Consider the following 19,015-nt stretch of genomic DNA (forward strand, 5'->3'; position numbering starts at 1 on the left):
TGGCGCGGGAGCGGGTGAAGGTCGTGGACCGGGAGGAGATGACCCGCATCTCCCGGGAGAGCGTCCTCCTCGGCGCCGAAGGCTGAGTCCTCCCGTCGGGCGGATTCGCGGCCGCGGCGCGGCCCACCCCTCGCCCGCGCCGCGGCCCGTTCCCTACCGTGGTGCCCATGACCACCTTCGCCGCAGCCGAACGCGCCCGTCTCGCTGACCTCCTGCTCGAGAAGGGCCCCCACGCGCCCACCCTGTGCGGCGGCTGGAGCACCCGCGACCTCGCCGCCCACCTCTGGCTGCGGGAGAGCCGGCCCGACGCCTTCGCCGCCCTGTTCATCCCGCCGCTGTCCCGCCACCTCGACCGCCTGACCGCGGACACCAAGCGCCGCGACTACGCCGAGGTCGTGCGGGAGTGGGCCGCGGGCCCGTCGGCGCTGAACCCCATGCGGGCGGCGGACAGGCACGTGAACGCGGCCGAGCACTTCATCCACCTCGAGGACGTCCGGCGCGGCGAGTCCTCGACCGGCGGCTCGCTGCCCGCCCCGCGCCCGTTCTCCCCGGACGAGGAGGACGCCCTCTACCGCTCGCTGCGTCGCATGGCCCCGCTGTTCCTGCGCACGTCCACGGCGCCGGTGGTCCTCCAGGGCCCGGGCCGCGCCCCGGTCACCGTCACCCGTGGGGCCGTGGCGCTGCGGGCGCCCGTCACGGTGACCGGCGAGGTCGGGGAGCTCCTCCTCTGGGCCTCGGGCCGGGACGCCGTGCACGTGGAGCTCGACGGCGACGCGTCGGCGGCCGTGCGCACCGCCCTCTGACGCGCTCCGGCCCGCGGCCACGGGCCGGCGCATCGTCCACTACACTGGCGGGCACAGGCGTCGACCCGGCCATCACCGGCGAGCCTCCGGAAGAACGGGCCGCACGGCCCCAGTAGAACCGGACGGGTAAGCCCGTCACAGCAGTCATCAAGCGGCCAGCACCCCGGGGACCTCCCGACGCCGGCAAGCAAGGTGGTACCGCGTCCGCGGCCGGCCGGAGGGTCGGGCCCTCGGGCGTCCTTGCACGGAACCGACGCCCCGGACGCAAAGGACCCCCGTGTACCCCCTCGCCTCCTCCGCCCCTGACGGCCGCACCCCGGCCTCCCCGCGCTTCCCGGAGATCGAGCGCCGCATCCTGGCGTACTGGGATGAGGACGGCACCTTCCAGGCCTCGATCGACCAGCGTCCCGCCTTCAACGAGGACGGTTCGCAGAACGAGTTCGTCTTCTACGACGGCCCGCCCTTCGCCAACGGCCTGCCGCACTACGGCCACCTGCTCACCGGGTACGTCAAGGACCTCGTGGCCCGCTACCAGACGCAGCAGGGCCGCCGCGTGGAGCGCCGCTTCGGCTGGGACACCCACGGCCTGCCCGCCGAGCTCGAGGCGATGAAGCAGCTGGGCATGACGGACAAGTCCGAGATCGAGGCCATGGGCATCGACACGTTCAACGAGGCCTGCCGCTCCTCGGTCCTGAAGTACACGGACCAGTGGCGGGACTACGTGACCCGCCAGGCCCGCTGGGTCGACTTCGAGAACGACTACAAGACCCTCACCCCGGACTTCATGGAGTCCGTGATCTGGGCCTTCTCCGAGCTGCACCGCAAGGGCCTGACCTACCGCGGCTTCCGCGTCCTGCCCTACTGCTGGAACGACGAGACCCCGCTGTCCAACCACGAGCTGCGCATGGACGACGACGTCTACAAGATGCGCCAGGACCCCTCGGTCACCGTCACGTTCCCGATCACCGGCCTCCCGGCGGACCCCGCCCTCGTGCCCGACGGCGGCGCCGACGCGGCGCTCGCCGCGCACCTGGCCGGCGTCCACGTCCTGGCCTGGACCACCACGCCCTGGACGCTGCCGACCAACGCGGCCCTCGCCGTCGGCCCCCAGATCCAGTACGCCGTGGTGCCGGCCGGCCCCGAGGGCGCGACCGCGGACGGGGACCGCTTCCTCCTGGCCGTGGACCTGGTGGGCGCCCACGCCAAGGAGCTCGGCTACGCCGATGCCGACGCCGCCCGCGCCGCGGTCACCGAGACGATCCCCGGCGCCCGCCTCGGCGGTCTGGCCTACGCGCCGCTGTTCACGGACGTGTTCGACGCCCACCGCGGGGAGACCTTCACCGTCAACGGCCGTGACCTCGGCGTCGAGGGCGCCCACCGCATCCTCGTGGACGACTACGTCTCCACCGAGGACGGCACGGGCGTGGTCCACCAGGCGCCGGCCTACGGTGAGGACGATCAGCGCGTGTGCGAGGCCAACGGCATCCCCGTGCTGCTCTCCGTGGACTCCGGTGCCCGGTTCCTGCCGCTGTTCGCCCGCGAGGACGTCGGGCGCGGCGACCTGCGCGAGATCGCCGGCGTCCAGGTCTTCGAGGCCAACCGCACGATCATCCGCGCCCTGCGCTCGCTGGGCCGGCTCGCGCGGGAGGCTTCCTACGAGCACTCCTACCCGCACTGCTGGCGCTGCCGCACGCCGCTGATCTACCGCGCGGTGACGTCCTGGTACGTCAAGGTCACCCAGATCAAGGAGCGCATGCTCGAGCTGAACGAGGAGATCACCTGGATCCCCGGCAACGTGAAGCACGGGCAGTTCGGCACGTGGGTCGCCAACGCGCGCGACTGGTCCATCTCCCGCAACCGGTACTGGGGCTCGCCCATCCCGGTGTGGGAGTCCGACCACCCCGACTTCCCCCGCCAGGAGGTCTACGGCTCGCTCGCGGAGATCGAGGAGGCCTTCGGCCGTCTGCCGCGCAACGCCGAGGGCGAGGTGGACCTGCACCGCCCGTGGGTGGACGACCTCACCCGCCCCCACCCGGACCCCGAGGCCGCCGCGGCCGGCGCGGTCATGCGCCGCGTCGAGGACGTGCTGGACGTCTGGTTCGACTCCGGCTCCATGCCGTACGCCCAGGTGCACTACCCGTTCGAGCGCGCGGACTGGTTCCCCACGCACAACCCGGCGGACTTCATCGTGGAGTACATCGGCCAGACGCGCGGCTGGTTCTACACCATGCACATCCTGGCGACCGCCCTGTTCGACCGGCCGGCGTTCTCCAACGTGATCGCGCACGGCATCGTGCTCGGCTCGGACGGGCAGAAGATGTCCAAGTCGCTGCGCAACTACCCGGACGTCACGGAGGTCCTGGACCGCGACGGCGCGGACGCCATGCGCTGGTTCCTCATGGCCAGCCCCATCCTGCGCGGCGGCAACCTGATCGTCACGGAGGAGGGCATCCGCGAGGGCGTCCGCCAGGTGCTGCTGCCGGCGTGGAACGCCTACCACTTCTTCACCCTGTACGCGAACACCGCGCACGACGGCGGCGCCCGCCCCGAGGGGTACCGCGCGCAGGAGCGGCACACCGCCGAGGACCCCCTGGACCAGTACATCCTGGCCGCCACGGGCCGCATGCTGCGGGAGGTCAAGACCGGCCTGGACGCCTACGAGGTCTCGGACGCCACGGACGCGCTGCGCGGCTTCATGGACACCCTGACCAACTGGTACATCCGCCGGTCCCGTGAGCGGTTCTTCGACGAGGACACCGTCGCCTTCGACGTCCTCTACACCGTCTTGGAGGCCTTCACCCGGGCCGCCGCACCGCTGATGCCGCTGATCGCCGAGGAGATCTGGCGCGGTCTCACCGGCGGCCGCTCGGTCCACCTGACCGACTACCCGGACGCCGACCTGTTCCCCCACGGGCCCGAGGCGGACTCCCTCGTGGCCCGGATGGACGCGGTGCGCCGCATCAGCTCGGCCGGCTCGGCCCTGCGCAAGGGGGCCGGGCGCCGGGTGCGCCTGCCACTGCCCCGCCTGTCCGTCGTCGTCCCGGACGCGGCGGGCCTCGAGGGCACCTACGCCCGCATCGTGGCGGACGAGCTGAACCTCAAGGACGTCGAGCTCACCGAGCTCTCGGAGGAGGCGATCGCCCGCTACGGCATCGGCACGGAGCTGAAGCTGAACTTCCGCGAGCTCGGCAAGGCGTTCGGCAGGCAGGTGCCGCTCGTGAAGCAGGCGGTCGACGCCGGCGCGTACGAGGAGACGGCCGAGGGCCTGGCGGTCACGCTCGCCGACGGCGAGACCGTGACCCTGGCCCCCGCGCTCTACGAGCTGCGCACCGTCTCCACCGGTGCCCCCGAGGGGACCGCGGTGGGCGTGCTGCCCGGCACCGCCGGCTTCCTCGTGCTGGACACCGAGGTCTCCGCGGAGCTGGCCGCCGAGGGCACCGCCCGGGACGTGGTCCGCGCCGTGCAGGCGGCCCGCAAGGACGCCGGCCTGGACGTCTCCGACCGCGTGCGCACGCGGATCGAAGGCCCCACCGCCGTCGTGGCGGCGCTCGAGGCCCACCGCGGTCTCGTCGCGGAGGAGACCCTCACGGTGGACCTGGAGCTCGTGGACTCCGGCGCGGCCGACCCGCGCAAGGACCCGGCCGACGACGCCATGAAGACCGTGGCCGTCTCCGTCGCGAAGGCAGACGCGTGATGCGCGGGGACGTCCCGGGCACGGTCGAGGAGGTCTACCGGGACCTGCTCGCCCGCGCCCCGGAGAACAAGATGCAGCCGCGGCTCGAGCCGATGCGGCGCGTGCTCGCGCTGCTCGGCGACCCGCAGCACGCGGCCCCGGTGATCCACCTGACCGGCACCAACGGCAAGACGTCCACGGCGCGGATGGTCGAGGCCGTCCTGCGCGCGTACGGGCTGCGCACCGGGCGCTACACCTCGCCGCACCTGCAGCGCGTCACGGAGCGGATCAGCATCGACGGCGCCCCCGTCGCCGACGAGACCTTCGTGCGCGTGTGGGGGGAGATCCTCCCGATCGTGCAGACCGTGGACGCGGAGCTCGAGGCCGCGGGCGAGGTCCCGCTGACGTACTTCGAGGCGCTCACCACGCTGGGCTTCGCGGTGTTCGCGGACGAGCCCGTCGAGGTCATCGTCCTCGAGGTGGGCCTCGGGGGCGTGACGGACGCGACCAACGTCGCGGACGCCGTCGTCTCCGTGGTCACCCCCATCTCCCTGGACCACACGGACCTGCTGGGGGAGACCGAGGCCGAGATCGCCGAGGAGAAGGCCGGCATCATCAAGCCCGGCGGCGCCCTCGTCTCCGCCGCCCAGGAGCGCGACGCCGCCCAGGTGCTGCTCGAGGCGGCTCGGGCGGCCGACGTGCCGTTCCGCTTCGAGGGCGTCGAGTTCGGCGTGCTCGAGCGCTCCCTGGCCGTGGGTGGCCAGCAGGTGTCCGTGCGTGGCCTCGCGGCCGAGTACCGGGACCTGTTCCTGCCGCTGCTCGGGGAGCACCAGGCGCAGAACCTCGCGGTCGCCGTGGCGGCCCTGGAGATGTTCCTGGGCGGCGGCGACCGGCCGCTGGACGAGGAGCTGCTGCGCGAGGGGCTGTCCCAGGTCACCTCGCCCGGCCGGCTCGAGGTGCTGCGCACCGCCCCCACGCTCATCGTGGACGCCGCCCACAACCCGGACGGCGTGCGGGCCACGGCCCGCGCGGTGCAGGAGGCGTTCGGCTTCACCCGCCTCTCGCTGGTCGTCGGGATCCTCCAGGAGAAGGACGCGCCGGGCATGCTCGCGGCGCTCTACCGGGCGTTCGGCGACGACGTGGAGGACCTCGCGGTGACGCAGTCCTCCTCGGCCCGCGCCATCCCGGCCGGGGAGCTGGCCCGCATGGCCGTCGACGCCGGCTGGCCCGAGGATGACGTGTACGCCACCGAGTCCGTGCCGGACGCCCTGGAGTGGGCGGTCGGCCGCGCGGAGGCCCTGGAGACGAGCGCGGACGAACTGGCCTCCGGCACCGGCGGCGGCGTGCTCGTGCTCGGCTCGATCACCCTGGCCGCGGAGGTCCGCACCCTCGTGGGCGAGCCCCGCCACGCCGGCCCCGTCACCGTGGCCGCCCGCGGCCTCGACCCCGCCGACCTGCTCGACGCCGTCGGGCTGGCGGACGCCGACGAGGACGACCTGGACCCGGAGATCCTCGAGCTGCTCGAGGACCGCGACGACGCCGGCGCCCGCCGCCGGCCGGAGGAGGACCGATGACCCCCGACCAGCCGGAGACCGGAGGCGCCACGGAGCAGGGGCGCTTCGGCGACGAGTCCTGGCGCCCCGCGCGTGAGACGCGAGCCCAGCGGCAGTGGCGCCCCGGCACTCGTCGGCGCCGCCGCTCCGTGCGCGCCCTGTTCACCTCCACGATCCTCATGCTCGAGGCGGTGCTCATCTTCTTCCTCGGGCTCATGCTGTTCGGCATGCACCGGGACGAGCCGGGCGCCTGGTGGTTCGTGGCGGGCTACTCCGCGCTGGCCGTCGTCGCGGTGCTGACCTGCGCCCTGGTGCGCAAGCCCGTCGGCATCGCGATCGGCTGGGCGATCCAGGCCGTCCTGCTGGCCTCCGGCTTCTGGGAGTACTCGATGTTCGTGGTGGGGGCCCTCTTCGCGCTGACGTGGGCGTACGCCGTGATCAAGGGCGGTGCCATGGACGTCGAGAACGCACACCGGGACCGCCTCGAGGCCGCCTGGGAGGCCGAGCACGGACGCTGAGACCCGGGCCCCACTAGGGTGGGGCGGGAACCGGACCGCGCTCGCGGCCGTCCGACGACGCTAGGAGCACACCCCATGACGCACCACACCGAAGAGACCCTCGTCCTCATCAAGCCGGACGGGGTGGCCCGCAACCTGGTCGGCGAGATCCTCGCGCGCATCGAGCGCAAGGGCTACGTGATCGCCGATCTGAAGATGCTCACGCCCACCCGCGCCATGCTGGAGCGGCACTACGAGGAGCACCAGGGCAAGCCGTTCTTCGAGCCGCTGGTCGCGTTCATGGCCTCCGGCCCCGTGGTGGCCGCGCGCGTCACGGGCGACTCGGTGATCGAGGGCTTCCGCTCGCTGGCCGGCAAGACCGATCCCACCGTGGCCGCCCCGGGCACCATCCGCGGCGACCTGGGCCGGGACTGGGGCGAGGCCGTCCAGAAGAACCTCGTCCACGGTTCGGACTCGACCCTCTCGGCCGAGCGCGAGCTCGCGATCTGGTTCGGCTGAGCCCGGTCCGGGCCCGCACGACGGCGGCCGGTCACCCTGGTGGGGTGACCGGCCGCCGTCGTCGTGTCCGGTGGGGGAGCTTAGGCTCAGTCGATCCCGACGACCCCGAGGCCCAGTTCCAGCAGGATCGAGGCGAACACCAGGACGTAGAGGAGCACGATCACGGGCCAGGCCAGCTCCCGGGCGAGGCGGACGAGACCGGCCGGGGCCGGCAGCGTGCCGGTCTGCAGGTTCCGGGACGTCACGAGCACGAGCTGGGCGATGACCATGGCCCACACGATCATGCAGTAGAGGCAGAGCGTGCCGATGCTGTAGACGGCCGAGTACCAGAGCCACACACAGAACGCGAAGCCCGCCAGGATCCCCGCGTTCATCAGCAGCCAGTACCAGCGGGCGAAACGGGCGCCGGCGAGCAGGGACATCCCCACGGTGATGAGCACGGAGAACGCGACCACGCCGATGTACGTGTTCGGGAAGCCGAAGGTGTGGGCCTGCCACGACTGCATCACCTGGCCGCAGGACACCCACGGGTTGAGGTCGCAGGACGTGCGGTGCGTCGGGTCAGCGGTGAGGAGGGCGCGCTCGACGATGATGATGATCGTGGCCGTCAGCGCCACGAGCGAGGTGATCAGGAGCAGCGCCGCCGTGCCCGCGGGCCGGGCGTACCAGGTGAGCCGGGCCTCCTCGGCGGGGACGTCGTCGGCAGGGGAGAGGCGGACGTCGTCCGTCAGCGGGGTCGCAGGCATGGACACGATTCTAGGCGCGCGCCCGGGGCGGATGTGAGAGAATCGGCCCTGGCCGTCCCGTGGCCACACCGCGGGGCAGCCCGCTGCGCGCCCGACGTCGGGCCGCCGCCGAGGCGCCCCCGCGTCGAGCATCGTGCGGGAGGTGGACGCCGGGCCCCGCCCGTGTGCGTCCGTGCGCCGGCCGGCGGACGGCACGTGACGCCCAGGCCCCGATCTCGAGGGCGCAGCGGTTCCGCGCCGGCCCCTGACGGTCGACGCGGTCCACCCGATGACTTCTCGGAGTCCGCCTCCCGGCGCACCCGTGGCGCACGGCGCCCGGGGCAACGCGGCCGGCGGCGGACGCGGACACGCCGGGCGGCGGCGAGTGTGGCGTCGTCGGTCGGCGGGAGGTGCTGCCATGGCGGCCAACAACGAGGACACGACCCGCGCAGACGAACGTGCGGAGGAGACGGCCGAGCAGGCCGTGACGCAGACCGCGGCGGACACCGCCGCCGGGGCGGTTCAGCCGGAGCGGACCCCCGCGTCCGACGACGCCGCGGACGCGCCCGAGGAGCCGAGCGCGCCGACGCTGCAGTTCGACCCGACCGACCCGTTCGCCGTGCCGGCGAACCTGATCGAGGTCCTGCGCACCGAGACCACGTCGCGGCAGCGCTCCGAGGACCAGGACGACCCGGGGACCTCCGGGCGTCCGCGCCGTCGTCGCCCCTCCCGCGAGGGCGGCCACGCGGAGGAGGGTGCCGCAGCCGCGTCGTCGGACGCCGAGGACCGGGAGGACGCCGGAGAGTCCGAGGACCGGGCCGAGGGCGCCGTGGTCTCCCGTCGGCGTCGCCGGCGCCGCCGCGGCGAGGTGGACATGGAGCTCAACGGCGGCGAGGCCGGCGATCCCGAGCACACCGTCACCCGCGTGCGCGCCCCGCGCCAGGCCGTCGGCACCGCCTCGGACACCGTCCAGAGCGTCAAGGGCTCCACCCGGCTCGAGGCGAAGCGCCAGCGCCGCCGCGACTCCCGCTCGGGCGGGCGTCGCCGCACCGTGATCACCGAGGCCGAGTTCCTGGCCCGCCGCGAGGCCGTGGACCGCAAGATGCTGGTGCGCCAGCGGGACCAGCGCATCCAAATCGCCGTGCTCGAGGACGGCGTGCTGGCCGAGCACTTCGTCTCGCACACCACGCAGGACTCGATGATCGGCAACGTGTACCTGGGCAAGGCCCAGAACGTGCTGCCGTCCATGGAGGCCGCGTTCGTGGACATCGGCCGCGGACGCAACGCCGTGCTCTACGCGGGCGAGGTCAACTGGGACGCCGCCCAGCTGGACGGCAAGCCGAGGAAGATCGAGAACGCGCTCAAGTCCGGCGACACCGTGCTCGTCCAGGTCACCAAGGACCCGGTGGGCCACAAGGGCGCCCGCCTGACCAGCCAGGTCTCCCTGCCCGGCCGCTACCTCGTGTACGTGCCCGGAGGCTCCATGACCGGCATCTCCCGCAAGCTGCCGGACGTGGAGCGTTCGCGTCTGAAAAAGATCCTCAAGGACCACCTGCCGCAGGACGCCGGCGTGATCGTGCGCACCGCGGCCGAGGGCACCTCCGAGCAGGAGCTGCAGAACGACATCAACCGTCTGCGCGCCCAGTGGGAGGGCATCCAGGAGAAGGCGTCCGGCACCAAGGTGCTCGCCCCCGAGCTGCTCTACGCCGAGCCGGACCTGACCATCAAGACGGTCCGCGACGTCTTCAACGAGGACTTCTCCGCCATGCTGGTCCAGGGTGAGGCCACGTGGGACAACATCGAGGCCTACGTGACCTACGTGGCCCCGCACCTGCTGGACCGGCTGCACCACTGGGTGCCGGAGGACCACGACGGCGAGGACCTGTACGCCACCCACCGCGTGGACGAGCAGCTCCACAAGGCGCTCGAGCGCAAGGTGTACCTGCCCTCCGGCGGCTCGCTCGTGATCGACCGCACCGAGGCCATGACCGTGGTGGACGTGAACACCGGCAAGTTCACGGGCTCCGGCGGCAACCTCGAGGAGACCGTCACCAAGAACAACCTCGAGGCCGCCGAGGAGATCGTCCGGCAGCTGCGCCTGCGGGACATCGGCGGCATCATCGTCATCGACTTCATCGACATGGTGCTCGAGGCCAACCGCGACCTCGTGCTGCGCCGTCTCGTGGAGTGCCTGGGCCGGGACCGCACGAAGCACCAGGTCGCCGAGGTGACCTCGCTCGGTCTGGTCCAGATGACGCGCAAGCGCATGGGGACCGGGCTCGTGGAGGTGTTCTCGGAGACCTGCGAGCACTGTGGCGGCCGCGGCATCCTCATCCAGGACACCCCCGTCGAGCGGGGCCGCTCCGGCGGTGAGCAGCGCGGCGAGGCGGAGGGCCGCCGTCGTCGCCGGCGTCGGGGCGACGGCGAGGGCGAGCACGCCCACGCCGCCGCGGCCACGACGACGGGCGCCGAGCCCACCGACTCCGAGGACGAGCGGCAGCGCCGTGAGCGGGCCGAGGCCGCCCGTGTCGCCCTGCACTCGATCGCGAAGGCCTCCGGCAAGGTGGCCGAGGACGAGACCCCCGCCCAGGAGTCCGCCCCCGCCGAGCAGGCGGCGGACGTCGCCGAGGACCAGGCGGCCGAGGCCGTCGAGGCCGCGTCGGCCGGGCCCGCGGAGACCGGGCAGCCGGCCGGGGCGGACGAGGAGGAGACGCCGCGTCGCCGGCGCCGTCGGGGCCGCCGCCGCAGCCGGGGCCGCGCCGAGGAGTCGGGGGACACCGGCGCCGAGGATGCGGGCTCCGAGGATGCCGCGCGGTCGCACGACGACGAGCTCGCCGCGTCCGCCGATCAGCCCCGTCAGACTGAGGAGGAGGCCGCCTCCAAGGCCCCTGGGGCCCCTGAGCACCAGGACCCGGTCGTGCAGGCCGAGGAGGCCGCCGTCGCGGAGGCGGAGGCCGACGCCGAGGCCGAGTCCCCGGAAGACGCGGCTGAGCAGGGCGACCGTCCCCGCCGGTCCCGGCGTCGCCGGGGTGGCCGCGGGCGGTCTCGCCGAGGCGGCGAGGCGGCCTCGACCGAGGCCGACGCCGACGCCGAGGACCACGGTGCGGAGCGCGCGACGCCGTCGCGGCACGACGCCGCGGACGCCGAGTCCTCGGCGGCCGCGCCCGCGGAGGACGCATCGGAGCCGGTGCCCGCGGAGGACGCCCCGGCGCCCGTGCCCGCCGAGGATGCCCCGGCGCCCCGGCGCCGCCGGTCCCGCCGGGCCTCGAGCGACGGTGTCGTCCGTCCGGGCGCCGGTACGGACGCGTCCACTGCGCGGGCGGCCGACCGCACGGACGCGGCTCCGGTGGAGGCCACCGAGCCCTCGCCCGAGGAGTCCACGGACGCCACCGAGGTCCACGCGCAGCCCGCCGCCCCGGCCGCCGTCGAGGAGGCCGTGATGGTGGAGCCTGCGGCGACCGAGCCGACGGCGGAGCCCACGGCGGACGCGGAGCAGGCGTCCGCCGCGGACGCCCCGACCGAGGCCCAGGCGGCCCCGGCGCCCGGATCGCCGCGCCGGCGCTCGCGTCGTGCCGTGTCGTCCGACGGCGTCCACGTCCAGGTCCAGGCCGCGCCCGGCGGCGCCCAGGGCGGCCGCTTCACGGCGGCCGTGGCCGAGGCGTCCACCCCCGCCGAGCCGCAGGGTGCCGCCCCGGTGATGCTCGGCGTCGGCGTGAAGGCCGCCGACTTGGCCCGTCGCGGCCGCTGACCGTCGTCGGTGCCGCCGCCCCGGGCCTGCCCCGGGCGGCGGCGACGCGCCGACACGCCTCTGTTTGGTCCGGATGCCCGGCAGCGAGTATGCTGGACCATCGGTGTTCACCGCCCGCACGCTCCCGCATGTCCCGGTGAGGGACCGCCGGACCCGGACGCAGCCGCGGTCGAGGTGCGGGCGAGCAGAACCCGATCTGATCCATTGAAACGTCGAGAGAAGTGAGTCCCAAGTGGTGTACGCGATTGTCCGCGCTGGCGGCCGCCAGGAGAAGGTTTCCGTCGGAGACCTCGTTACCCTTGACCGCGTTCCCGCTGAGACCGGTGGCTCCGTCGAGCTGCCCGCTCTGATGCTGGTGGACGGGGACGAGGTCAAGGCTGGCGCCGATGCCGCCGGTGTGAAGGTGACCGCCGAGGTCGTCTCCCACTCCCGTGGCAAGAAGGTCGTCATCATGAAGTACAAGAACAAGACCGGCTACAAGAAGCGCCAGGGCCACCGCTCTGAGCTGTCCACGGTCAAGATCACCGGGATCGCCTGAGCCGTCACCGGCACCGGCGAAACCGAGCATCCGAGAGGTTAGGCAACAGCAATGGCACATAAGAAGGCCGGCAGTTCCTCGAAGAACGGCCGCGATTCGAACCCGCAGTACCTCGGCGTCAAGCGCTACGGCGGCGAGGACGTCAACGCCGGCGAGATCATCGTCCGCCAGCGTGGCACCAAGTTCCACCCGGGCCGCAACGTCGGCCGGGGCAAGGACGACACCCTCTTCGCGCTGTCCGCGGGCTCCGTGGCCTTTGGCCAGCGCCGCGGCCGCAAGGTCGTGGACATCGTCCCCGCCGCGGAGTGATCTGACACTCGTGCGGTCTGCGTGCGGACCCTCGCCCGGCGAGGACACCCGCACCCCCTGACGCCCCGGCGGGGGCGGGCCCGGCATCCACCGGCCCCGCCCCCGCCGTCGGCGTCTCCGGCCCCTGGGCCGTCTGAGTCCGATCCCTCCAGCCCCTAGGAGCACTCCCATGGCAGCCTTCGTGGACCGCGTGGTCCTCCACCTCACCGCCGGCAACGGCGGGCACGGGTGCGTCTCCGTGCATCGCGAGAAGTTCAAGCCCCTGGGTGGCCCCGACGGCGGCGACGGGGGCGACGGCGGCGACATCACCCTCGTGGTGGACTCGCAGACCACCACGCTGCTGGACTACCACCACGCCCCGCACCGGTCCGCTGAGAACGGCCAGCCGGGCATGGGCGACCACCGCGAGGGCAAGAACGGCCAGTCGCTCGTGCTGCCCGTGCCGGACGGCACGGTGGTCAAGGATGAGCAGGGCAACATCGTGGCCGATCTCGTGGGGGAGGGCGCGACCTACGTCGCCGCCGCCGGCGGTCAGGGCGGCCTCGGCAACGCGGCTCTGGCCTCCGTGAAGCGCAAGGCGCCCGGCTTCGCGCTGCTCGGCCTGCCGGGGGAGAGCCGGGACCTGACGCTCGAGATCAAGACCGTGGCGGACGTCGCGCTCGTGGGCTTCCCCTCGGCCGGCAAGTCCTCCCTCATCGCTGCCCTGTCTGCGGCCCGTCCCAAGATCGCGGACTACCCGTTCACCACGCTCGTGCCCAACCTCGGGGTCGTGCAGGCCGGCGACGTGCGCTTCACCGTGGCCGACGTCCCGGGCCTGATCCCCGGTGCCTCGGAGGGCCGCGGCCTCGGCCTGGAGTTCCTGCGCCACGTCGAGCGCTGCGCCGCGCTCGTGCACGTCCTCGACTGCGGCAGCCTCGAGTCCGACCGCGACCCGATCGCCGACTTCGAGGCCATCGAGGCCGAGCTCGAGGCCTACGCGGTGGAGCCCGTCTTCTCCCAGGGCGGGGAGGGCGTCGTACCGCTGAACGAGCGGCCCCGCCTCATCGCCCTGAACAAGACCGACCTGCCCGACGGCGCCGCGATGGCGGACATGGTCCGCGACGAGCTCGAGGGCCGTGGCCTGCGGGTCTTCGACATCTCCGCGCTGGCCCGCGAGGGCCTGGACGCCCTCAAGTACGCCATGGCCGAGCTCGTGGCGGAGGCCCGTTCCCGGGTGGTCGAGCCCGCGCCGGCCGCGCCCGTCGAGGTGCCGCGCCGGCATCGCCGCCGTGGCGAGCGGGCCGAATTCACGATCCGCCGCGAGGAACGCAACCTCGAGCCGCTGTTCCGCGTGCGCGGCGAGAAGCCCGAGCGGTGGGTCGCCCAGACGGACTTCCAGAACGACGAGGCGATCGGCTACCTTGCGGACCGGCTCCAGCGGGCCGGCGTCGAGGACGGCCTGTTCAAGGCCGGTGCGAAGCCGGGCGACGCCGTCGTGATCGGCGACGACGTCACGGGCGTCGTCTTCGACTGGGAGCCCACGCTGTCCGCGGGAGCCGAGCTGCTCGCCGGGCCCCGTGGCACCGACCTGCGGCTCGACGAGCGCACCCGCGCGACCCGCGCGGAGAAGCGCGCCGAGCAGGATGCCCGCCGGGCCGCCCGTGCGGCGACCCGGGCCGAGATGGAGGCCGAGCGACGCTCCGGCCTGTGGACCGACACCGACGATCGAGAGGGATGATCCATGTCCGTGCGGCGCACCGTCGTCACCCGCTATCCGACCCCCGCCACGCGCGGCTCTGAGGACCCGCAGGCCAACCCCGTGACCTCGCGGGAGACGATGCAGGCCGCACGCCGAGTGGTCGTGAAGATCGGCTCGTCCTCGTTGACCACCCCGGACGGCCTGGACGTGGCGGCCATCGACCGGTTCGTGGACGTCCTCGCCGCCGAGCGGCAGAAGGGCACCCAGGTGGTGCTCGTGTCCTCCGGTGCCGTCGCGGCCGGCTTCCCCCACCTCGGGCTGGGCCGACGCCCCAAGGACACCGCCACCCAGCAGGCCTCGGCGGCGGTCGGCCAGAGCAAGCTCATGGCGCACTACACCACGAGCTTCGGCCGGCACGACACCGAGGTGGCCCAGGTGCTGCTGACCGCCGAGGAGCTCATGCGGCGCACCCAGTACACGAACGCGCACCGGGCCCTGTCGCGGCTGCTCACGCTCGACGTGATGCCGATCGTGAACGAGAACGACGCCGTGGCCACGCGCGAGATCCGCTTCGGCGACAACGACCGCCTCGCGGCCCTCACCGCCAACCTCTGCAAGGCGGACCTGCTGGTCCTGCTCTCGGACGTGGACGCCCTCTACACGGGCCACCCCTCGAACCCGGACGCGCGGCGCATCCCGGAGGTCACCTCGGACGACGATCTGGCCGGCGTCGACGTGCGTGTGCCCGGTTCCGCGGGCGTGGGCACGGGCGGCATGGTGACCAAGGTGGACGCGGCCGGCATCGCGGCCACCACCGGCATCCCGACCCTGCTCACCTCGGCCGCGAACGCGGGCGCCGCGTTCGCGGGGGAGGACGTGGGCACGTGGTTCTCCGCCACCGGCCGCCGCCGGTCCGCGCGCGCGGCGTGGCTCGGCCTCACGGCGGAGGTCCGGGGCCGGCTCGTCATCGACGACGGCGCGGTGGCCGGGGCGATCGACCGCGGCCGCTCCCTGCTGGCCGCGGGCATCACCGGCTGCACGGGCGACTTCACGCCGGGCGACGTCGTCGAGATCGTGGACGCGCACGGCCGGGTGCGGGCGCGCGGCCTCGTGCAGTACTCCTCGTCGCAGCTGCCCGCCATGCTCGGGCGGACGACCGCCGACCTCCGCGAGGACCTGGGCGCGGGCTACGACGGCGTCGTCGTGCACGCCGACGACTGGGTGCGCCTGGCTCCGCCGCAGCGCTGACCGGCACGGGCTCCGGCCGCGGCGACGGACCGGGGCCTCGTGCCTCGTCCGGGGCGCTCGATAGGCTGGGGGCATGCAGACCACCGAGAGCACCGCACCCCAGGATCAGTCCGGCCGCCAGGACGCCGAGGCGCCGACGCCCGAGGTCGAGGAGGCCGTCCGCCAACGGGCCGAGTGGGCGCGTCAGGCCGTGCCCGAGCTGGCCACCGCCGGCCGCGTCCGCAAGGACGCCGTCCTGCGCCACATGGCCGAGGCCCTGCGCGCCAACGCGGCCGCGATCATCACGGCCAACCGCGAGGACCGCAGCCGCGGCCGCGAGGCCGGCACCTCGGCGGCCATGCTGGACCGCCTCAAGCTGGACGAGGCGCGCGTCGAGGCGCTGGCCCTCGCCCTGGAGACCCTGGCCGGCCTGCCGGACCCCGTGGGCACCGTGGTCCGCGGCGGTCCGCTGCCCAACGGTGTGCGGATGAGCCAGGTGCGGGTGCCCCTGGGCGTCGTGGGCGCCGTGTACGAGGCCCGTCCGAACGTCACGGTGGACATCGCCGGCATCGCCCTGAAGTCGGGCAACGGCGTGATCCTGCGCGGCGGCTCGGCCGCGGAGTCCACCAACGCGGTCCTGATCCAGGTGCTCCGCGAGGCGCTCGTGGACCAGGGCTTCGACCCCAACATCATCCAGGGCATCGACGATCTCGGACGTCCCGGCGTCGCCGCGCTGATGGCCGCCCGTGGCGCCGTGGACGTCCTCGTCCCGCGCGGCGGCCGTGAGCTGATCCAGCGCGTGGTCCGTGAGGCCCGGGTGCCCGTGATCGAGACGGGTGAGGGCAACGTGCATCTGTATGTGGAGGCCTCCGCACCCAAGCAGATGGCGGTGGACATCGCGCTGAACTCGAAGACCCACCGCACCTCCGTGTGCAATGCGGCCGAGACCCTGCTGCTCCACCGGGACGCGGAGGAGGCGGGCCGCGAAGTGCTGCGCGCCCTCACCCGTGCCGGCGTGCTGCTGCACGTGGACGAGGCCGCGCGGGCCTGGCTGCCCACGCTCGCCGACCGCGGCGACCACGCCCGGGACGCCGTGGACGCCACGGAGGAGGACTGGGGCACCGAGTACCTGGACATGGAGATGGCCGTGCGCGTCGTGGACTCCCTCGACCAGGCGATCGAGCACATCGGCCGGTGGTCCACGGGCCACACCGAGGCCATCGTCACGAACGACCTGGCCGCGGCCGAGCGGTTCATCACCGAGGTGGACGCCGCGGCCGTCATCGTGAACGCGTCCACGCGCTTCACCGACGGCGGCGAGCTCGGCCTCGGCGCCGAAGTGGGCATCTCCACCCAGAAGATGCACGCCCGCGGGCCCATGGGCCTGGAGGAGCTCACGACCACCAAGTGGATCCTGCGCGGCGACGGGCAGATCCGCCGCTGAGCCGGGCTACGATGGACACCAGGACCCCTTCGGCCCGGCCCCGGCCCGGCCGTCTGACCCGCTGCACCGAGGAGCATCCATGCTGAACACCTCCCTGATCCTGGCCGCCGCCGAGGAGGGCCACCACGTCGTCAACGAGCTGCCGATGGACCCCATCTGGTACGGCCTGCTCGTCTTCGCGCTGCTGATGGCCGCCCTGGCCGCCACCATGTCCATGCGCTCCCGCGCGCTGCGCCTGCCCGAGCCCACCACCGCGGTCCAGCACCACGGCACCGGCCGCGGCTCGCACACCTCCGGTCACTGACGTCTCATCGGCCCGCCGCGTCGTCGCCTCCGCCGGGGGCGACGCGGCGGGCCGTCCGTTCGTCTCCTGAGCGCATGACCGTCGCCTCCCGCACCCCCGTGCCCGCGCCCACCGCCGGGGGCGCGCGCCGTCGTCGCCTCGGCATCATGGGCGGCACCTTCGACCCGATCCACCACGGGCACCTCGTGGCCGCCTCCGAGGTGGCCGCCGAGTTCGAGCTGGACGAGGTCGTCTTCGTCCCCACGGGCCAGCCGTGGCAGAAGTCGGACCGGCAGGTCTCCCCGGCCGAGGACCGCTACCTCATGACCGTGGTGGCCACCGCCTCCAACCCCCGGTTCACCGTCTCCCGCGTGGACATCGACCGCCCCGGCGTGACCTACACCGTGGACACGCTGCGGGACCTGCGCCGCCTGCACCCGGACGCCGAGCTGTTCTTCATCACCGGCGCGGACGCGATGGGCCAGATCCTCACGTGGAAGGACGTGGACGAGCTCTGGGGCCTGGCGCACTTCGTCGGTGTCACCCGTCCCGGCCACGACCTCTCGGACATGGGCCTGGGCGATGACGTGTCCCTGATGGAGATCCCCGCCATGGCGATCTCCTCCACGGACTGCCGGGAGCGCGTCCGCCGGGGCCGACCCGTCTGGTATCTCGTCCCGGACGGCGTCGTCCAATACATCGCCAAGCACCACCTCTACGTCTCGGAAGAGGAGACCTCGTGACCGTTCCCCAGACCACCCTGGACGCCCTCACCACCGCCGCGGCCGCCGCCGCGGACAAGCTCGGCACGCACATCGTCGCGTTCGACGTCGCCGAGCGGCTCGGCCTGACCGACGCCTTCCTGATCGCCTCCGGCGCCTCGGAGCGTCAGGTCAACGCGATCGTCGACGGCGTCGAGGAGGCGCTGCTGAAGGACGAGCAGCTCAAGCCGCTGCGTCGCGAGGGCCGGTCCGACGGCCACTGGGTGCTGCTCGACTACGGGCACTTCGTGGTGCACGTCCAGCATCGCGAGGACCGCGAGTTCTACGCGCTGGACCGCCTGTGGAAGGACACCCCGGCGATCGACCTCGGCCTGCCGGAGGAGAGCACCCGACCGGACGCGGCCGCCCAGGACGACGGCGCCTCCGCCTCGCACGCCTCCTGAGCGGGGCCGGGAGATGCGCCTGATCCTGCTGCGTCACGGTGAGACCGACTGGAACGCCCTGGACCGGTATCAGGGGCACACGGACATCGAGCTGAACGCCGAGGGGGAGCGCCAGGCCCGCCGCGCCGCCGGCGGGCCCGTGGGTGACCTGATCGAGGACGCGGAGGAGCTCGTGGCCGTGTGCTCCCCGTTGTCCCGGGCACGGCGCACGGCCGAGATCGTCCTCCAGGCCCACGTCGGCGCGGCGGCCGTGGCCCTCGACCCGGAGCTGATGGAGCTGGCCGGGGGAGAGTGGGAGGGCCTGGAGCTCAGTGCCATCGCGGAACGCTGGCCGGACGAGCACCGCCTCTGGCGGGCCGAGCCGGCGCTCGACGCCGGCCCCGTCGGCGGGGAGACCCTGCGCGGGGGCGGCGGGCGGGCCCTGCGCGCGCTGCGCGGCCACGTGCCCCCGCACTGGGCGGACACCCCGCGCGACGGGGGCGCCCAGACCCTGCTCGCCGTGGCCCACGGTGCGCTGATCCGCGCGGCCACGGGGCTGCTCCTCCGTCACGAGGGCGAGGCCTTCGCGGCGATGGAGCGGATCGGCAACGCCCGTGCCGCCGTGCTGCAGGGCGCGTTCGCCCCCGACACCGGGGCCGAGGGCTGGGGCGACTGGACCCTCGAGGGCTACGGCATTTGAGGGCACCCCGGCCCGGACGCCGATTTGGCGCCCGCGCAGGGACCGTGTACGCTGGTCGAGTTGCCAGCGAGGCGAACGGGCCGGAAACGGCGCGTGAAGATCGCGGGTGGCGCCCACATCTGGGGGTATGGCGCAGTTGGTAGCGCGTCTGCATGGCATGCAGAAGGTCAGGGG

16 protein-coding genes and 1 pseudogene are annotated in these 19,015 nt (G+C 73.6%); 15 read left to right on the forward strand and 2 right to left on the reverse strand.

Annotation, left to right across the window (positions count from 1 at the left end):
- Positions 1–167 precede the first annotated feature (167 nt).
- The 3 genes from NR072_RS01145 (at position 168) to NR072_RS01155 (ending at position 6,050) form a co-directional block, all read left to right on the forward strand.
- A complete protein-coding gene (locus tag NR072_RS01145) occupies positions 168–803 on the forward strand; it encodes a TIGR03085 family metal-binding protein (protein WP_144825990.1) in 636 nt (211 codons plus the stop codon).
- Positions 804–1,080: 277 nt separating this feature from the next.
- Positions 1,081–4,497, forward strand: coding sequence for an isoleucine--tRNA ligase (gene ileS, locus NR072_RS01150; RefSeq protein ID WP_144825989.1), 3,417 nt, complete (start codon positions 1,081–1,083; stop codon positions 4,495–4,497).
- On the forward strand, positions 4,497–6,050 hold the full coding sequence (locus NR072_RS01155; protein ID WP_036316914.1) for a folylpolyglutamate synthase/dihydrofolate synthase family protein: 1,554 nt from the start codon (positions 4,497–4,499) through the stop codon (positions 6,048–6,050). Before ileS ends, NR072_RS01155 begins: the two co-directional genes overlap by 1 nt.
- A 115-nt stretch (positions 6,051–6,165) precedes the next feature.
- Here the strand turns inward: NR072_RS01155 and NR072_RS11535 are convergent.
- Positions 6,166–6,228 (reverse strand): annotated as a pseudogene (locus tag NR072_RS11535) (hypothetical protein); the annotation flags it as partial.
- Between NR072_RS11535 and NR072_RS01160 the strand changes: the two are divergent.
- Both NR072_RS01160 and ndk read left to right on the forward strand, forming a co-directional pair.
- Positions 6,203–6,547 carry a DUF4233 domain-containing protein gene (locus tag NR072_RS01160; RefSeq protein WP_353301127.1) on the forward strand — a complete coding sequence of 115 codons (345 nt, stop codon included), beginning with the start codon at positions 6,203–6,205 and terminating at the stop codon, positions 6,545–6,547. The pseudogene NR072_RS11535 and the gene NR072_RS01160 overlap by 26 nt on opposite strands.
- Before the next feature lie 75 nt (positions 6,548–6,622).
- Positions 6,623–7,045: a nucleoside-diphosphate kinase gene (gene ndk, locus NR072_RS01165; RefSeq protein WP_012750845.1), complete on the forward strand. Its 423-nt coding sequence runs from the start codon at positions 6,623–6,625 to the stop codon at positions 7,043–7,045.
- Positions 7,046–7,131: 86 nt separating this feature from the next.
- On the opposite strand, the gene NR072_RS01170 is transcribed toward ndk, so the two are convergent.
- Positions 7,132–7,791, reverse strand: coding sequence for a vitamin K epoxide reductase family protein (locus tag NR072_RS01170; protein ID WP_256835869.1), 660 nt, complete (start codon positions 7,789–7,791; stop codon positions 7,132–7,134).
- A 397-nt stretch (positions 7,792–8,188) separates the two neighbouring features.
- Between NR072_RS01170 and NR072_RS01175 the strand changes: the two genes are divergently transcribed.
- The 10 genes from NR072_RS01175 to NR072_RS01220 all read left to right on the forward strand — a co-directional run bounded on the left by NR072_RS01175 (position 8,189) and on the right by NR072_RS01220 (position 18,841).
- On the forward strand, positions 8,189–11,518 hold the full coding sequence (locus NR072_RS01175) for an Rne/Rng family ribonuclease (protein WP_256835871.1): 3,330 nt from the start codon (positions 8,189–8,191) through the stop codon (positions 11,516–11,518).
- A 232-nt stretch (positions 11,519–11,750) separates the two neighbouring features.
- A complete protein-coding gene (gene rplU / locus NR072_RS01180) occupies positions 11,751–12,056 on the forward strand; it encodes a 50S ribosomal protein L21 (protein WP_002853919.1) in 306 nt (101 codons plus the stop codon).
- 51 nt (positions 12,057–12,107) lie between these two features.
- Entirely contained in the window at positions 12,108–12,365 is a 258-nt protein-coding gene (gene rpmA, locus NR072_RS01185; protein ID WP_002853915.1) for a 50S ribosomal protein L27, read from the forward strand.
- A gap of 169 nt (positions 12,366–12,534) precedes the next feature.
- Positions 12,535–14,082 carry a GTPase ObgE gene (gene obgE, locus NR072_RS01190; RefSeq protein ID WP_256835873.1) on the forward strand — a complete coding sequence of 516 codons (1,548 nt, stop codon included), beginning with the start codon at positions 12,535–12,537 and terminating at the stop codon, positions 14,080–14,082.
- 3 nt (positions 14,083–14,085) lie between these two features.
- Positions 14,086–15,291 carry a glutamate 5-kinase gene (gene proB / locus NR072_RS01195; RefSeq protein WP_061867756.1) on the forward strand — a complete coding sequence of 402 codons (1,206 nt, stop codon included), beginning with the start codon at positions 14,086–14,088 and terminating at the stop codon, positions 15,289–15,291.
- Positions 15,292–15,364: 73 nt separating this feature from the next.
- Positions 15,365–16,714 (forward strand): glutamate-5-semialdehyde dehydrogenase, encoded by a 1,350-nt coding sequence (locus NR072_RS01200; protein ID WP_061873096.1) that lies wholly within the window; start codon positions 15,365–15,367, stop codon positions 16,712–16,714.
- Between the two features lie 79 nt (positions 16,715–16,793).
- The gene (locus NR072_RS01205) at positions 16,794–17,018 is read left to right on the forward strand and encodes a hypothetical protein (protein WP_036316935.1); all 225 of its coding nucleotides are present in this window, start codon (positions 16,794–16,796) and stop codon (positions 17,016–17,018) included.
- Between the two features lie 74 nt (positions 17,019–17,092).
- The gene (nadD, locus tag NR072_RS01210) at positions 17,093–17,740 is read left to right on the forward strand and encodes a nicotinate-nucleotide adenylyltransferase (protein ID WP_061867754.1); all 648 of its coding nucleotides are present in this window, start codon (positions 17,093–17,095) and stop codon (positions 17,738–17,740) included.
- Positions 17,737–18,162, forward strand: a complete 426-nt coding sequence (gene rsfS, locus NR072_RS01215; protein ID WP_002853902.1) for a ribosome silencing factor — start codon at positions 17,737–17,739, stop codon at positions 18,160–18,162. The genes nadD and rsfS overlap by 4 nt, the downstream gene beginning before the upstream one ends.
- A gap of 13 nt (positions 18,163–18,175) precedes the next feature.
- Positions 18,176–18,841, forward strand: a complete 666-nt coding sequence (locus NR072_RS01220) for a histidine phosphatase family protein (protein WP_256835874.1) — start codon at positions 18,176–18,178, stop codon at positions 18,839–18,841.
- Positions 18,842–19,015 lie beyond the last annotated feature (174 nt).

The sequence above is a fragment of the Micrococcus sp. Mcc89 genome, assembly GCF_024519795.1.
GTDB lineage: Bacteria > Actinomycetota > Actinomycetes > Actinomycetales > Micrococcaceae > Micrococcus > Micrococcus luteus.

Excerpts from the sequence above, each read along its gene's own strand:
- NR072_RS01145 (WP_144825990.1), top strand. The coding sequence starts at position 168 with ATGACCACCTTCGCCGCAGCCGAACGCGCCCGTCTCGCTGACCTCCTG.
- NR072_RS01155 (WP_036316914.1), top strand. The coding sequence starts at position 4,497 with ATGCGCGGGGACGTCCCGGGCACGGTCGAGGAGGTCTACCGGGACCTG.
- ndk (WP_012750845.1), top strand. The coding sequence starts at position 6,623 with ATGACGCACCACACCGAAGAGACCCTCGTCCTCATCAAGCCGGACGGG.
- NR072_RS01170 (WP_256835869.1), bottom strand. The coding sequence starts at position 7,791 with ATGCCTGCGACCCCGCTGACGGACGACGTCCGCCTCTCCCCTGCCGAC.
- NR072_RS01175 (WP_256835871.1), top strand. The coding sequence starts at position 8,189 with ATGGCGGCCAACAACGAGGACACGACCCGCGCAGACGAACGTGCGGAG.
- rpmA (WP_002853915.1), top strand. The coding sequence starts at position 12,108 with ATGGCACATAAGAAGGCCGGCAGTTCCTCGAAGAACGGCCGCGATTCG.
- obgE (WP_256835873.1), top strand. The coding sequence starts at position 12,535 with ATGGCAGCCTTCGTGGACCGCGTGGTCCTCCACCTCACCGCCGGCAAC.
- proB (WP_061867756.1), top strand. The coding sequence starts at position 14,086 with ATGTCCGTGCGGCGCACCGTCGTCACCCGCTATCCGACCCCCGCCACG.
- NR072_RS01200 (WP_061873096.1), top strand. The coding sequence starts at position 15,365 with ATGCAGACCACCGAGAGCACCGCACCCCAGGATCAGTCCGGCCGCCAG.
- NR072_RS01205 (WP_036316935.1), top strand. The coding sequence starts at position 16,794 with ATGCTGAACACCTCCCTGATCCTGGCCGCCGCCGAGGAGGGCCACCAC.
- nadD (WP_061867754.1), top strand. The coding sequence starts at position 17,093 with ATGACCGTCGCCTCCCGCACCCCCGTGCCCGCGCCCACCGCCGGGGGC.
- NR072_RS01220 (WP_256835874.1), top strand. The coding sequence starts at position 18,176 with ATGCGCCTGATCCTGCTGCGTCACGGTGAGACCGACTGGAACGCCCTG.